This is a genomic window from Desulfuromonas sp. AOP6, from assembly GCF_009731355.2.
Lineage (GTDB): Bacteria > Desulfobacterota > Desulfuromonadia > Desulfuromonadales > SZUA-540 > SZUA-540.
This window is the reverse complement of record NZ_AP022810.1, coordinates 748,026-762,984: the sequence shown is the minus strand read 5'-3', so window position 1 is coordinate 762,984 and position 14,959 is coordinate 748,026. Positions and strand designations below refer to the sequence as shown.

At 56.5% G+C, this 14,959-nt stretch carries 14 protein-coding genes; 2 read left to right on the top strand and 12 right to left on the bottom strand.

Features of this window, described 5'->3' with window-relative positions; genetic code table 11:
* Nucleotides 1-32: 32 nt before the first annotated feature.
* From AOP6_RS03605 to AOP6_RS03595, 3 genes are all read right to left on the bottom strand, one after another.
* Complete coding sequence (locus AOP6_RS03605; protein ID WP_155875263.1) at nucleotides 33-488, bottom strand: hypothetical protein; 456 nt, start codon at nucleotides 486-488, stop codon at nucleotides 33-35.
* 176 nt (nucleotides 489-664) lie between these two features.
* Nucleotides 665-1,180 carry a cytochrome P460 family protein gene (locus AOP6_RS03600; RefSeq protein ID WP_155875262.1) on the bottom strand — a complete coding sequence of 172 codons (516 nt, stop codon included), beginning with the start codon at nucleotides 1,178-1,180 and terminating at the stop codon, nucleotides 665-667.
* A gap of 41 nt (nucleotides 1,181-1,221) precedes the next feature.
* Nucleotides 1,222-2,130, bottom strand: coding sequence for a GGDEF domain-containing protein (locus AOP6_RS03595; RefSeq protein WP_155875261.1), 909 nt, complete (start codon nucleotides 2,128-2,130; stop codon nucleotides 1,222-1,224).
* A gap of 179 nt (nucleotides 2,131-2,309) precedes the next feature.
* On the opposite strand from AOP6_RS03595, the gene AOP6_RS03590 reads away from it, so the two are divergent.
* Both AOP6_RS03590 and AOP6_RS03585 read left to right on the top strand, forming a co-directional pair.
* Nucleotides 2,310-2,915 carry a response regulator transcription factor gene (locus AOP6_RS03590; RefSeq protein ID WP_155875260.1) on the top strand — a complete coding sequence of 202 codons (606 nt, stop codon included), beginning with the start codon at nucleotides 2,310-2,312 and terminating at the stop codon, nucleotides 2,913-2,915.
* A 174-nt stretch (nucleotides 2,916-3,089) separates the two neighbouring features.
* Complete coding sequence (locus tag AOP6_RS03585) at nucleotides 3,090-4,337, top strand: hypothetical protein (protein ID WP_155875259.1); 1,248 nt, start codon at nucleotides 3,090-3,092, stop codon at nucleotides 4,335-4,337.
* A 204-nt stretch (nucleotides 4,338-4,541) separates the two neighbouring features.
* On the opposite strand, the gene AOP6_RS03580 is transcribed toward AOP6_RS03585, so the two are convergent.
* From AOP6_RS03580 to AOP6_RS03540, 9 genes are all read right to left on the bottom strand, one after another.
* Nucleotides 4,542-5,753 (bottom strand): zinc ribbon domain-containing protein, encoded by a 1,212-nt coding sequence (locus tag AOP6_RS03580; protein ID WP_155875258.1) that lies wholly within the window; start codon nucleotides 5,751-5,753, stop codon nucleotides 4,542-4,544.
* 156 nt (nucleotides 5,754-5,909) lie between these two features.
* Nucleotides 5,910-6,305, bottom strand: coding sequence for an HIT family protein (locus tag AOP6_RS03575; RefSeq protein WP_155875257.1), 396 nt, complete (start codon nucleotides 6,303-6,305; stop codon nucleotides 5,910-5,912).
* Between the two features lie 15 nt (nucleotides 6,306-6,320).
* Complete coding sequence (locus AOP6_RS03570) at nucleotides 6,321-7,331, bottom strand: hypothetical protein (RefSeq protein ID WP_155875256.1); 1,011 nt, start codon at nucleotides 7,329-7,331, stop codon at nucleotides 6,321-6,323.
* 75 nt (nucleotides 7,332-7,406) lie between these two features.
* Nucleotides 7,407-7,832, bottom strand: coding sequence for a hypothetical protein (locus tag AOP6_RS03565; protein WP_155875255.1), 426 nt, complete (start codon nucleotides 7,830-7,832; stop codon nucleotides 7,407-7,409).
* A 24-nt stretch (nucleotides 7,833-7,856) separates the two neighbouring features.
* Nucleotides 7,857-8,477, bottom strand: coding sequence for a hypothetical protein (locus AOP6_RS03560; protein ID WP_155875254.1), 621 nt, complete (start codon nucleotides 8,475-8,477; stop codon nucleotides 7,857-7,859).
* Nucleotides 8,478-8,497: 20 nt separating this feature from the next.
* Entirely contained in the window at nucleotides 8,498-9,421 is a 924-nt protein-coding gene (locus tag AOP6_RS03555; protein ID WP_225897345.1) for an HNH endonuclease, read from the bottom strand.
* 189 nt (nucleotides 9,422-9,610) lie between these two features.
* Nucleotides 9,611-10,000 (bottom strand): hypothetical protein, encoded by a 390-nt coding sequence (locus AOP6_RS03550; RefSeq protein ID WP_155875252.1) that lies wholly within the window; start codon nucleotides 9,998-10,000, stop codon nucleotides 9,611-9,613.
* 239 nt (nucleotides 10,001-10,239) lie between these two features.
* Nucleotides 10,240-12,819 (bottom strand): DEAD/DEAH box helicase family protein, encoded by a 2,580-nt coding sequence (locus tag AOP6_RS03545; RefSeq protein WP_155875251.1) that lies wholly within the window; start codon nucleotides 12,817-12,819, stop codon nucleotides 10,240-10,242.
* A 3-nt stretch (nucleotides 12,820-12,822) separates the two neighbouring features.
* On the bottom strand, nucleotides 12,823-14,958 hold the full coding sequence (locus AOP6_RS03540; RefSeq protein WP_155875250.1) for a DNA methyltransferase: 2,136 nt from the start codon (nucleotides 14,956-14,958) through the stop codon (nucleotides 12,823-12,825).
* Nucleotide 14,959 lies beyond the last annotated feature (1 nt).

Sequence of the window (14,959 nt, the reverse complement as noted above, 5' to 3'; positions counted from 1 at the left end):
CTGGTGTCATGGAGTAGATCAGTGCCGTCCCGTCAAATATCCATCAGACCCAGGGCATTGCGTACCAGGGTCTGCTTTTCTTTCATCTCCTGCAGCAGCAGACTGTTGAAGATGTCCTTCACCTCGGCGGAGGTGCTGCGCTCCATCATTTCCTGGTAGAGCTCAACCAATTGTCCATCCAGCTCCAGTGCCAGATCCAGCACATCGTCAAAGGGCATATCCTTTTCTCGGTCTACCTCGTTCAGAGCAGCAAAAATATCCTGATCGTGGGAGTACTTGAACCAGCTGGACAGCACGCTTTCCGGGAGGTCATCCCGAAAGGCGGCGATATTCTTTTCCAGGTTCAGCTCATGGCGAGAAATATAGTCCAGCAGAAGACGAACCCGCGCATTGCTGCAGTGCCCCTTCAGTTCCGTATAAAGCCGACCGGCCTGCTTATGGAAGGCTCCTATGTGATTGAGCACATCCCGGGTCTGTTCAAACCGCATTCACTCCTCCATGCCCGCATCGAAATTCAGATCGAGGTGACTTTCGGGGTCAAGTATATCGATTTCAGATATTCTGTCCACCCCGGTCTATCCTCCCGCAAAAGGGTCAGAAGGCCGACAAGAGCCTGCCGCAAGGGATGCTCCTTCTGGAACAATGAAATTTTGGCTGACTCACCTCAGGGGAGCTTGGGCCACCGGGCCGGGTGGGTGAAGACGTAGTCGTTATCCTTGGCCGGGGTGTGGCAGCCGATACACTCCTGCACGAAGGAGGCGTCCTGGCCGTAGGGGATCTGCTCCGGGCCGCGCCAGCGGGCGAAGCCCCAGCCCTGGGTGGCGGCAAAGCGCTCGCTGTCCTTGATCATGAACTCGGTATGCAGCAGCTCCCCGGGCACCTGGGCGGCCGGCCAGAGGGCATCGGTCGCATCCTTCCACACGATCTTGCCCAGGATGGCGCCGTCCGGCCAGGGATTGGTCTGCCCTGCCTGCGCCGCCGCGATAGCCACGTCGTTGCCCAGGATCACCCGCAGCGAATGGTTGTCCGTGCGGTGCGAAACAGCGACAACCCGCCAATCCCGATAACCTTCCGGCACCTCGATGCCGTTGGGCGCCGGCGCCAGCTTTTCTCCCGTCTGCGCCATTGCCGAAACGGCACCCGCGACCACCACACACAGAACAAGCAGCCATCTTGTCATGATGAACCTCCTTTACTGTTGTAAGAAAGTAACCGCCAGTCTCAAACGCTCACCCGGTTCTTGCCCGCCCGCTTGGAGCGGTAGAGAGCCCGGTCCGCCGCGTCCACCAGCGCCAGCAAGGTGTCGCCATCCTCGGGGCAGCTGGCGACGCCGATGGAGATGGTCGGCTGCAGGGGGATGCCGTTTTTTTCCAGACCCGCTTCCTGCAACAGCCGGCGGATCTCCTCGGCCACCTGCACGGCGGCGGCCTTGTCGAAACCGGGCAGCATGGCGGTAAACTCGTCGCCGCCAAAACGGCAGGCCCGCCCCTGCTCCCCCAGCACCCGGGCGATCAGGCGGCCGGTCTGGGCGATGGCGTGCTCTCCGAACAGGTGTCCATGGGTGTCGTTGATGGGTTTGATCCCGTCCATGTCCATCATCAGCACCGACAGGGGCTGTCGCTGGTACAGAGCATGCTGCAGAGCGATGGCAAGGGCATCGTCAAAGCAGCGTTTGGTGTCAAGCCCCGTCAGTGGATCGACACGCGCCAGTTGCGACAGTTCATCGTGATAGCCGAGGTCCATGGCATCCACCATGGAGAAGCGCAGTACCGACTCGCCCAGGTAGATCTTGTCTCCTTCGCCCAAGTTCCAGGCCCCGGCCAGCGGCTGGCCGTTGACGCGGGTGCCGTTGGTCGAGCCGAGATCTTCCAGCCCATAGCGGCCGTCCGCCTGTCGCGTGATGCGGGCATGGCGCGACGACACCATCATGTCCGCCAGCACCAGGCCGCACTCCCGGGCGCGACCGACCAGGATCTCCTGGCCGATGGGCTTGTTATGCCCCAGATCAGCCCGATTGCCCCGTATCACGGTAAGCACCGCCTGCTTCTGGTGGGCCTGGGCCGAAAGCTCCCCCGGCCTGAAAATCATCGTCTCGCTATGGCGATTCCTGTCCTTGTTTCCATTATTCATTTGAGTCCCCTTTGCAAACGCAGAACTGCCAGAAGTTTAGCAGATCAGCGCGGGTTTCGTCTATCGGTCAGCCACGATAATCCGTTCACCGCGGTTGATCTTTATCTTATTGCTCTTAAACTCATAGAGAATGCACTTGCGCACGACTCAAGAAAACACCTCCTTACCCAGGACAGAAGATGAATATCCTCATCTGTATCAACAACCGCGTTTTAGCTGAAGGACTGCAGCGAATCATCCTTGACCACGTGACGGGTGCCATGGTCGACAAATGCTTTTCGGGCCGGGATGGCACCTGGCCAGACCTCGTGCTGTTTGATTCCCGCGAGCGCATTGACCTTCTCAAAAAGCACTATACCCGCGCCCGTTTTCTGTGCATCGATGTCGGCCTGAAGGATACGGATCTGGCCTGGCTTCTTTACTGCCAGGGGATTCACGGCATCATCTCCCCCGAACTCGACGTGAAAATGTTTGGCAAGGCGCTACGGGCCGTTTATGAGGGACAGATCTGGGTCGAGCAGATTCATCTCAAAGCGGTCTTCGGCGAGGGCACCACGTTCCCCTCCCGCGGGCGTCTGCGAGGAGTGAGTGAACAGGACAGGAAAATTATCAGACTGGTCGCCAGCGGCAGAAAGAACCGGGAGATTGCCGACCTGCTCTGTCTGAGTGAACCGACCATCAAGGCCCACCTCAGCCGACTCTACAAAACCCTCAAGGTCAATAACCGCTCTGGCCTGGTGGCCCTGGCCGCTGAAAGCGGCTGGACCGGCGAACAGGAATCCTAGCCTTTCGTCTATCCCTTCCTGACTTTCGTATCTACCCCTTCGTTGCTCATTAAGCGCCCCTTGCACCATTGCGCCCCCGGCCTGCTCTGAAATAATAAGATTAATCTTTACCTATTTACACGTCTATCAAGGGAGGGGTTCGGCGCGACTCTCCTCCAACAAAAAGGAGGCGTTATGAAAAGACCAGGCGGATGGACCAGAGGTATTCCGTGGATTGGCACCCTGACGGCCATAACGGCCATTCTCCTGCTGGCCTGGCCGTGCCTGGCCCTGGCCGCCAAAGGAGGTATCCCCGGCAAACCGGGGGGTGGTGAGGAGGCGGCCGGCAACAACCTGAGTTTTCCGGTGATCTGGGCCGAGGGCGTCAGCAAGACCCTGACGGGAACACCCGGCATGACCCCGGTCACCAATGGCACCTGGTGGTACTGGTGGGGCACGACGGGGGATGATGTCCCCTTAAGCTGCCTGCCCGATCCCGATGACAATGGTTTCTGTGACGACCGCATTCCCAACCAGGCCACCGGCTCTCTCCCGGGAGAAGGGAACGTGCGGGCCTATGTGCAGAAGGACGTGAACAACGTCTGGCAGGCGGCGGCAGCCGAGGGCATCGGTGCCCCCGTGGTGGTGGACTGGATCGACTGGGGCGACAATCTGGAATCAGTGGACTGGTACACGCGGTCACAGGTGCGCACCGAAGTGGTGCTCTACCAGGATCTGGCAACGCCGATGCAGGAATATCAGATGCGTCACGTTGACGGCTGGGGCATCGACGAGGTGCATGGCCTGGCCGTACAGGGATCGAATGTGCTGGAAGGCCCCGGCAACCAGGCGACGGTCTACTCCCCCTGCGCTCGGATGACCATCCAGAAGCTGCTCGTCAGCCGGGACGACCCCAACATCCCCGGGGAGACCAATCCCCTGCTGGCCAATCTGATCTGGGACGATACGGCCAAGCTGTGGTCGGGCGAAAACCTGGTCAATCCGCCTATTTTCAACAAGCCCGTCTATGAAGGCGGGGACGGACCCGGTTACTACTCGGCGGAAATCAATGTCAAGGGCAAGGTCATCTTCGGCTACACCTGGAACGTGCGCAGCCTCAATGATGCCATCGTCAACGGTGGCGAGGCCGCCGGCGATTATCGCATCACCTTCAGCCTGGACGAAACCTGCGGCACCGACACCAGCGGCGCGACAGTCACCCTCAACACCTTCTTTGAAGCGGCCAGCGGCGATGATCCGGGCACCCGCATCCTGCTCCCCGTGGAAGAAGACGTCACGGAAGGTGAAATCGTCATTGCCGAAGAAGAGAACAACCCCACCGTCGGCGCCGAGGCGGTCCTCGATTTCGTCAACAACCTGACCTATATCGATGTGCGGATTCTCGAACGCGGTGGCGGCGGTGGTGGCGGCAAGAAACGCTAATCGTAAGGGCGGGTTTCAAACCCGCCCCTACACCGTCCCAACCAGCCCAGATAACCGGGAATCGGTGCGCCGACGGGGTGTACGAAAAACAGGGCGCCATGAATTGCGCCCCTACATGGTGTTGCATTCCCATCGGGTACCCGTAGGGGCGCGATTCATCGCGCCCTTGTTCATCGCGCCCAGGTTCATCGCGCCCTGATTTTATCAGGGGGATGGCGCCCCGCACTTCCGGCAGAAGCGGCCATGCACATGCCGCAAGGCGTGGCATTGTTCGCAGGGGGTGAACTGCTGGAATCCGCAGAAGGGACAGGCACACGCTTCGGCGGGCAGATGGCGCCCGCATTGCTGGCACTCCCCCTTGGCGATGCGGCGGTCGATGAGGCGCTCGCGGGTGAAGAGCTTTTTCTGGAAGAGGTAGATGAGGAAGAGTCCGGCGGCGATGGCCAGAGCCATGACCAGGTAGTGCCAGATGGCCACCAGCTTGAAGGAGACGAGGATATCGATGAGTTTATCCAGAAGCTTGTGGGGGATGATGTCGTAGATCGTCTCGACAATCTTGCCAAAGATGGGGATAAAGGCCACCACCAGCAGATGGGAAGAGACCAGAGCCTGCACCCCGCGATGGTGGCGGATGCTCACCGCGTTCCAGGCGTAGAAGACGGCGAAGAGGGGCAACAGAAAGAGCAGCTGCATCCCCAGCTTCTTGACCGGATACCAGAAGTTCAAGCGGCGCAGCTCGGCCAGCAGCTTGTCCCGCTCCGATTTTTCAATCCCCTGCAGCTTTTCCCAGAGGCTCCGCACCCGCGCATCCTCGTTGATGGTCCGTTCCAGAGCGGCGAGCTGGTTCGTCAGTGCATTCAGGGCGCCGGTCTTCTGCTGCACCTCCCCCTTAATCGCCGCCACCGTCGGCTGGTCTGACGGCTGTCTGGCGATGTTTTCCAGCAGGGTCGTATCGTAAGCGCCCTTCAGGCTGTCGATGCTGCGCTGCAGCGCCTTCGCTTCAAACTGTAATTGTTTGCGGTCTTCAAAGGCGCTGACCAGGTTCTCGTCGGTCTTGACCTGATCCAGCAGATCGATATAGGGCGCGCAGACCGGGTGCAGGTCCTTCTTTTTCTCGTCAAGGCGGTAATAGCTTCCGCTGTGCGCCGTGACGATCTGCCCCAGGTTGTCCGTGCGGTTGCTCGGGTTCCACTCCCGGTCGATCACCATCTCCCGGCAGGTCTGCGGAATGGTTTCCGCAGGGGAAGGAAGCTGCCGGGTGTGCTCGTCCAGCCCGTTAAAGATGGCGATAAGGATAAAGAGATCGAGAAAAAGCAGAATGACAAAAGCCGCCTTGCCCAACGGCTGCCCATCGAGTTGCGTCAGATGCGCCCTGACTTTGCCCATCTGGTTATTCACCATGCGTCCCAAACCCATGTACCCTCCACGTAGGGGCGGGTTTCAAACCCGCCCTGGTTTATCGCCTCTGATCGTTGTGGATCAGACTGATCTGGGCGCAATGAATTGCGCCCCTACATACCATTTCATTCACATCGGATACCGCCGTAGGGGCGCGATTCATCGCGCCCTGGTTTACTTCCAGTAGGAAGCCTTGTCCGGCCTGACCCACCGTACCCCGCCGCGCGGGTCCGGCGTGTCGCCGGCATAACGGGGGATCAGATGGATGTGCAGGTGCCTCACCGTCTGCCCCGCCGCCTCCCCGTCGTTGATGCCGATGTTGAACCCGTCCGGCTGATGCTCGGCTTGCAGAAGTTCCCGCGTCTTCACGCCCAGCTCCCACAGGGCCGCCTGCTCCGCCGCCGTCGCCTCAAAGATCGAGGCGATATGCCGCTTGGGAATGATCAGACTATGACCGGGGCTGACGGGATAGCCGTCGCCGATGGCCATGGCCAGATCGTTGGCCATGAGGATTCGGGATGTGTCGATTTGGCAGAAGGGGCATGAATGTTTTTGATTTTCTGCGGCCATCACGCCTGTCCCCACCTAAGCCCCGAAAAGCGTTTTGCCGAGCTCGACGGCAATGACAAGATTCGACACGAACGCCCCGGCAAAGGTGGTCGTGGCGCCGAGACTGAACGGCCAGTTGCGCATGCCGTGCACTTCCTCGCGGCGGCTGCACAGATAACCATACTCGCTATGCAGCCGTTCCAGATCCGCCGCCCCGCTGTTTTCCTCGATGCGTCGGCGCAGGACGGCGCATTTGCTTTTCAGCTCCCGTTCCATATCCTGACGGTAGCGTCTCAACATCCGATTCAGATCGAGCGCCGGCACCAGCAGTACCAGCAGCGAAAGCAGAAAGGGGAAAACAATCCAGCCCCACATCACCAGCTGCACCCAGGGGTTGGACTCGCGCGTCCAGGAGGCCATCAGAATATAGGTGGCGATCAAGCCCCCCTCGGCCAGAGTAACCACGCTGAACTTGACCAGCGCCGCACCAAAGAAAGAAAGACCGCCGCAACGGTCCGGGGCGGTGTAATCGAGTTTGAGCTCTGCCGCGCGGGTGAATTTGCGGAAGGTCGTCACCACGCCGAATATCCCCCAGGCGGGGAGACCGCAAATGAAACCGGCAATAAAGAAACCGGCGAAAAGCAGCAGGGCCGCCACCGGATCAGGCTCCGACACGCCGAACAAGGCTCCCATGGCGGTATTCGCCAGGCCGAAGCCGAGACCGGCGAGCACGAAGTTGCGATCACTCAACACCCGGTTCAGCGGCACCAGAAAGGTCGCCAGCCCCGGTTCTTCGCAATGTTCCTCCCACAGTGGAAAGAGTTGGCGCAGGGTCGCGGTAGCAAAAAAGAGGAAGATCGGCGCGCCGGCGATCAGCAAGGCCAGCAGCCAGCTCCAGTTGTGCAGGGCCGTGGTGCCGACACGGGCATAGTAAGGGAGAAAGAAAACCAGGGCGGCGGCCACGGAGAGCAGTAGTTTTCCCACCACCCCCAGGCCGAGGCGATCGGCCCAGCGCTCGTAAAACGGCTCAAAAGCAACTTCGCTCATGGGACTCTCCGTTGGTTGGTCGGGTAAGAACATTTTGAAGGGGTACGAATCCGTTTCTTTATCTTTTAGGCACCCTCAACTCTGATTAGGGCGAATTTGCCGTGGAGTCTTTCCCGCTGGGATTCGGCCTAAAGTGAAATCATCCGGCGTCTCCTGCGTGCCCTTATCCCCAACTCGCTCCATGTATGTTAAGACAGCAGCGAGATAGTCGGCTGAAGCCTCTGTATTCTTTGCCGTATCCCTTATTGCATTCAATATTTCTGCATAGCCGTATGTAAAGAGAGCCGAGAAAAACGAACCAAAGATCACCAAAAGGCCAGTCTGTTGCGCCCCAGGCATCCCTGCCTCGAAAAATATTCTGAAACCTATCACCACACCCCAAACGCCACCAATTACCGCCCCCATCTTGATCAGCATGGCGACCGTCATCAGCGCAGAGTAGGCCGATTCGTTACGTCTTGCAATTCTCTCAGCGGTAAATTCACTCAGACTTTGTCGCACGTCAATACTCCCAATGTAGTCAATTCAAAACTTGCCTGAATCCCTGTGGTTTACAGGATTACCAGGTAGTTCGTAAGTTGATTTTGAAAGCTCATCAGCAAATTTTTTAATTTTTAAATCAACGTAATTTACCTGCATTGTCACCATGAAACTCGTGAGACGAATCTCGTTATTCGGTTCAGGTTTCCATAGAAGCACCTGCCTGACAAGGTCGGGGACAACCTGAGGCGGACCGTATTTTTCCCGCAACATGCGGGTCACATACGGTCGCAGATCTTTGTTTTTCGATGAATCCGTAAAGATAACGTCGATCTCATACAGAAACTGGCCATAGCCCCCCTTCGCAGGTGACAAACGAAGCTGAACCTTGGCCGAGTGATTAAACAGGGTTGTCTGGTAATTGTAACTGGTCGCATCACCAGCCAGCAGTTTGGGATCATACCTTCTGTTTAAATTAAGCCCTCCCCCCTTTGCTAATGGAATGTTTCTTGCCTGGGCAACCTGGAGAATTTCCTGACGGGTCATCCCGGTATGCCAGATGTCGAAGGTGACGGCATAAGCAGGTGCGACATGCACCCCAAAAATAAAAACAGCTGCTAATAGTAACCGAATCATTTCAAAACCATGAGCCTTTCTAGAAAGCATTCCAGCTTTTTATCGTTCAATTACAATCGCCACTCTTTCCGATGCTCTCGCAAATACTCCTGGGCAGGCCAGTATTCACGAGCCGCTGGCGGTAGAATGGCGCGGCCTGAAAGCATTGTGAGGAGACCTGGGTAATTAGGGTCGCTGCCGATGGTGCGAGCAGTGATTACTGTGTAGTTGTCAGCAACGCCGAGCATTCCTTCATCGAAGCCCCAGTGGCAGGTACGGCAGAGCGCCATACCGTTGCGGATGTCGTCGTTCTTTGATTTGCTCCACGGCACGATGTGGGCCGCCTCCACCACCGTATGTCCGTCCGGGGTAACGATGCGGATGCCACACAGGGCGCAGCGGTGGTCATAGGCAGTGGTTACAACCTTGCGGAAGGCCTGGTCCCGCACTGCCGGCCGGTAGCTCTCCGCTTCGACGATCTCTTTCACCAGCGGTAGGTGAGCTTTTTCTTCCAGAACCCGGCTGTAATCATACGCCGCCCCGTTGATCAACGACTGCTCCCGCAGCAGCACTGCCGCATCCATCGAGAAGCAGGATTGCAGAAGGGTTTCCCGTAGCGCCTCCCTCCCCTGCCCGCTTTGCATCACCTGAAACAACTCGTCATCAAGCTTAGCACCCAAGGCATACTTGCGCAGATAGCTGACCGACGAGGTATTGTTAATAATTGCAGAGGAGACAGTCTTGCCAGGCTGGGGAACCAATTCCCAGAACGGTTCGCGGGCGAGGCGGGAAAAGGGAAAGGCGATACTGCTGGTCTGCCCCAGCGGCACGACCCGTCGCCAGTAAAGGTTGAACAGCTCGTTCAGCTCCACCAGATCGGCCGTGACGTCGATGAATGGGTTGGTGACGACACCGCGATGCACCAGGTCAAGTACCGCCAGCAGCAGGATCGGCTTGTGCGGCGCCTTGCGTTTGGTGGCCTCAGTCCAGGTCACGCCGGGGGCGCGGTTGAGGGAGGTGAAGTGTTTTATGGCGGTGGTGAGGTTGGTCATTTGCTTTCCATATTTTCATAAATCTGTTTGAGTTGGGTACGCCCCTCCAGAGCAGAAAAGCAGTCACGTCCACATTTTTCAATATTTGAACTCTGTAGGTCCCCTTCTGCACCACTGCTTTTAGGGTTACGTCTAAGAATTTCTATTTAATGGAGGATATTCGAAATGCTTTGAAAAATAATCCTGGAGAAGCATTTGTTCAGTTTCTCGTGGATTCTGGCAGACGACATATGCATATTCTATCTCGCATCTACCACCCACCGTGTTCTCCAAATCTTGCAACCTCTTGGATGCCCCAGCATTGCTTTGTCTGTAATTTTTCAGGCGATGCCAAAGGCCAGGTCTTCTATTTCGTTTAGGGTTTTGATCGCATTTTCCGAAATAGAGAATTTCAGACTCGCCGATGAGTCTTCCGAATTTATTCTTCAGCCTGAAGGCATAAACGCCATTTATCCCATCAATGCGGTCTTCGAATTTATCCCAACATTTCCATTCCTTAAAAAATGAGCTGTAGTCAATCATAGGCAAATCCATGGATTAAGGCTCTATGGTGCAATAAGGTTCTTTTCTAACAAAGTTTCCATGGGGTGTTTCCCCCTGCAAACCTAAAACGACTCACGGCAAATCTATAAACCCGTTTTTGCCCTTAAAAATCGGCCTATACGCGTTTTATGTGCGATGAAATTTCGCCTTTATTTTATGTTTTCGGGTACCTGGGCTGGTCCGACCCCGCATACGGTCTGCGAACTCCCAAACTGTGCTCAGTAGTCGCTAGCCAACGTCCCCGCATAGAGTATCTTGATGTCCTCAGCCGCTACCACCGCCTTACGCACCCTCGCATCTGTCAGGTCCAGCACACGCAATTTACCCTTCACCTCGGCGACAGCTTCAATGCGACGATACACCGCCCCATAGGCTTCGGCGTATTGAGCCAGTCCCTGAAGTTTTGGCAGCGCGTCACCATATTGGGTCCCGTGGGGGTCAACAAGGTCGGCAACTATGGTGCCGTCCTCCTGTGCCGAGAAAAAGATGAAGTCTGGCCGCATGATTTTTACCTGCTGCTCCTCGGTATAAGCGATCCCCAGAGAATCCTGGCTTGGACGCGACGGGTTACGGTACCAGAACTGAAAACCTTGACGCTTCATCTCCGCCGCCAGCACGGTACGCTCCCAATCGTTCATTTCAGCAGGGAACAAGCCGCTCTCGTCGCACAACATGTGCTGCTTGTACGTCGGTAGCGGCTTTTTGTTGCCATGTTCATCCTGCTCGGTAGTTGCCACCGTCCACGATTTCGGCATGGCGAGGTCTATTTCCCCTGGCTCCGTACTCATCTCCTTGAGCGAGCGATACACCTCCTGCCGTTCGTCAGATAACTCCTTGATTTGTGCCTTGTATTTTGCGAACCATGCTTTGGCCAGTTTGTCCGCTTCAGCGTCGAGACAGGTTTTCACATTGGTAACCAAGCCGAGCGCCGCGATATCGGCGTGGGCTTCCATCAGCGCCTCTTCCATATCTTCAGCATCAGTATTTTTAGCGGCCAAATATTCGGCGTAGGTCCGGGAAATATCCGGACTCAGGATGCGCCCGGCGCGGCGATAAGCATCCTCGATCACGATATAGTCAGCCTCCTCCAAAAAGTCGTCGAAGGATTTCGCTTTGTTCTTCATATCGGCATTCAGGCTCTTCCCTTCCACCGTCAACACGTCCTTGCGGGCAGCAGCAATCTCCTTAGCATAGCGTTCCTGAATCGCATCTAGCACCTTGTGCATTTCCTTATGGGCGGTCTTTCCAGCACCCGGCAACAACTTGTCCCACGCAAGTTCATGTGCCAGCGCAGTCAACCGCTTTACCGGCTTTGCTCCCCGCTGCGGCAAGGACTGGGACGGCAGCGACCGAAACTTTTCCCAGACTGGTTCTGCAACAGCTGGATTCGGCGTCATCTCCTTGGGATTGATAAGGACGCGGCGACCTGGGAGGTCTTTGCCGTCGTCGCCCCCCTTCATCAGGGCATCGGCAACATCGTTAACGGACTTGGCATCGAAAAAAGGCAGCAGACAGTCAACAGAATTAAGCCGATCATTGCCCGGGATTCGCCGCGCCAGGGGTGTCCGAACCATACGCCCCATCAGCTGGGTTATGTGATCGCGATCCTTGGCGGGCCTGAAGGAAACCAGAACCTCGGCTCGCGGGCAGTCCCAGCCGGTACTGATAGCTTCCTTCGCGATGAGCACGCGGACCCAATGGGAATCCTGAACCCGCTCGGGGGAAATATGCGGCACCGTATGTCTGCCAAATGTCTGGTTCGTGTGGTCGCCTAACACATGGGCAATCGCCTCGCTAGTCAACTCCGGCCACTGCTGAAAGATGGTGTCCAGCGCCCGCCCGATCTCGTTGGGGTCCGGTGTATTAGGTACCTGGAGCACCATAAGCGGTTTGACGATTTCCTTGGAATCCTGCTGTTTGGAATACTCGGCCCACGCCTCACTCGACTCCTTGATTTTGCCGGTGGCCCGACGTACCAGTACCGTGTCGAACTGGCCTACTTGATCGGGGATATCCAGGATGATCGTATCCTTGAGCAGGCCAGACTCCTGCACCTTGGCAGAATCAACAATGACGTTGCGGAGAGGATCGCGCTCATGCGCTTCGGCCATGGCGGTATTGAATCGCTCCACGGTAGCGGATATCCCCAGAACAATCGGGATCGCCGGCACCGCGCCCGCCCCGTTGATAAGCCTCTTGACGATGGTCGATTTATCTTTCTGTACCGCCGCCGATTGGCTACCCATCCCCCGGTGCGCCTCATCGAGCACCAGATACAGAGTCAGAGAGGGGTCGTCAATGGTGTTCTGAATCGTATCCCAGATGGTATGGGATCGAAGGTCCGGGCGCATTTCTGGGAAGGCCGGATTAGCCTCATCTGGCTCGAAACCCCGAACGAGGAGACTCTTCTTTCCTAGCTTCTGGGTGTTGAGAAAATAGATCTTGCCGGGCTCAAATTTCTCCCGGTTGAAGGTGTTCTGCACCACCACCAGATCAGAATGATTCAGCCGGTCGGAAGCCTCCATCAGCCTGAACCTTGTCTGTTCATTCAAAGACGGATCATCACTGAACCAGATAACTACAGCGCCGGGATCAGCCTCGAAGTCGTAATTGTCGTCGCCATGAAACAGCGCCTCAAAGGCTGCCGCCGCCATAACAGTCTTACCCGCACCCGTCACCGCCGTCAGAGAAAAAGCATGCCGATCGCCTTCCTCCCGCCAACGCTTGCGGGCCTTACGCAGATTGACAAGCACATCCCGCACCGCCTCGTCCTGGTAATCCTTCAGGGTAAACTTCATCTATCAATCTCCATTCGCAAACTTGAAGTTCGTCAGATACGATTCATAGAGACGCACCGGCTCCACTGTTTCGGGCAGACTGCGGGCAATCGCCTGAAAGCGGCGGTCGTCGTTAGTGACGATATAGGCGACACACAAACCGTCTTTTTTCTCGACAGCCGCACAAAACTTATCCGTCTGATCCAGGTTCGTCAGAATGCCATAGCTATTGGCAACTTCCCAGCCGCTGGCAGGCAGGGTTTCGATCCGCCGTCCCTGGCTGCCGGCCCGCAGCCACAACAACGGTGCGATGCGGGCAAAGGCAAGGTTATGGCTGACCGCTACGGGGGTTTCGTAGGTCAGGGTGAAAAACTCGGCGTTCTCCACAAAGCCTTCCGCCATGGGGAACTCGTCGGTAAACTTGTAGTCCCCCTTGATCGACTCTCCGGTCGGGGTTTTGCCCGTAATGGCGGCCTCCACGCGGGGTTTGGTGATGTAGTCGCAGATGCCCCACTGTTCCCATTCAGGATCGCCGGGGCGTAGTCCTTGCTCTCGCAAAGCCTTTTGCTCATCGGCGGCGACTTCATTATTGGTCACGGAAATGCATTGGCGGCGGCCGCCATCTTGGCGATTCAGGCGCATCACGGCATGGGCGGTGGTGCCAGAGCCAGTGAAGAAATCTAAAATTATTGCAGCAGGCTTCTCTTGAACAAAGAAGCGAAGGACGTCTTCAACGGCATAAAGACTCTTTGGGAACGGAAATTTGCGCCCAGGGATGATATTGAGAAGTAAACGGCTGCCATATTGCGTTGAATCGTGTGCCGGGATTTTCCATTGCGTGGATGGAACTGCGGTGACTTGTAGTTCAGATTCCTCGTTTTTCGAAAGAACGACGGCACCATCAACTCCGATTCCTTCGGCTTTGTATTCGCCAGATTCTACCTTAGCCCACTCTCCCGGCTTCAAGTAATAAACAACATATCCTTTCCGCTGGCTACCTCCAATGCTCACTCGACCCTGTTTGATGTAGCCGCGAAGTGTTGTTGGCGAAATTTGCCAACGGCCTTCGCTTCCATCTTTACGGATAGGAAGGATTGCAGTTGCACCATCAACCCTTTTGGGTGGAATAGATACACCATCAGGAAGGGGCTCGCCGACTTCTATTACTCGACGCGTTTTATCATCGACGTAAATTGGGTAAAACCCTCCAGGCGAGTCGGACCGCTTGGGTGCAGTACCGGAGCGTCTCAGTAAATCCCATCTTGCCTTGCCGGTGTGAGTTCTGCCCTTAGCGCTCACCCACTCACGACTCAGTGGAAGCTTTGTAGGTGCAGCATTCCCCAACATAATCAGAAATATATATTCGTCAATACGTGCAAAGGAGCCAGCTCGCGCTTGTGCAGCAGGATTGATTGCGCTAGAAACCATTTGAATGCGAGCTTCAGTAAATGTCTGCTCCAGCAAGAGACCTAGTCTTAAATACTCCTTCTCATCAATTGTGACGATCAGTACAGAGTCGGCAGGGTTTAACAACACCTGCGCGAGTTTCAAACGTCTCTCCATCATTGCTAACCACTTGCTGTGCTTGTACTGATCATCTGAATCGACATAATCGTTATTGTATTTCCAGTCTTTGTCACGGGTATTATAGGGCGGGTCAATGTAGATGGCGTCCACCTTGCCCCGGTGCGTGTAGGTCAGCGCCTCCAGCACATGGTAGTTCTCACCATTGATGACCGTGTGAAAGGGTTTGTCTCCCCCCCGCTCAACCTTGCCGGTGCTCACGAGCCCTGGATAGATGTAGTCCCGGAATTCCGCCACAACAACGAGATCATCGGCTGGGATATCGCACGTCTCCGGCCCGGCGTCACCGGTCAATTCAAGGTGCGCGATCCGTTTCCCTTTGACCTTTGCAATGCCCCTGACCAACCAGAGCCGCGGATCCCCCTTGGCGATCGTACCGCGCGCCGGAAGAATCCGCACCTTGTCCCCTTTGCGTACCGGCCGCCCAGGCAGCTCAACCTCCTCGGGCCGATGCCGTTCAAAGTTCAGCCCAAAGGCAAGACGCGATGACAACGCCTTGAATTCCCGCTCCAAGTCCTTCCCCATCTGGGGATCTTTAGCCTTGGCTTGTGCTATGAGGTCTGTGAGTCGTGACACT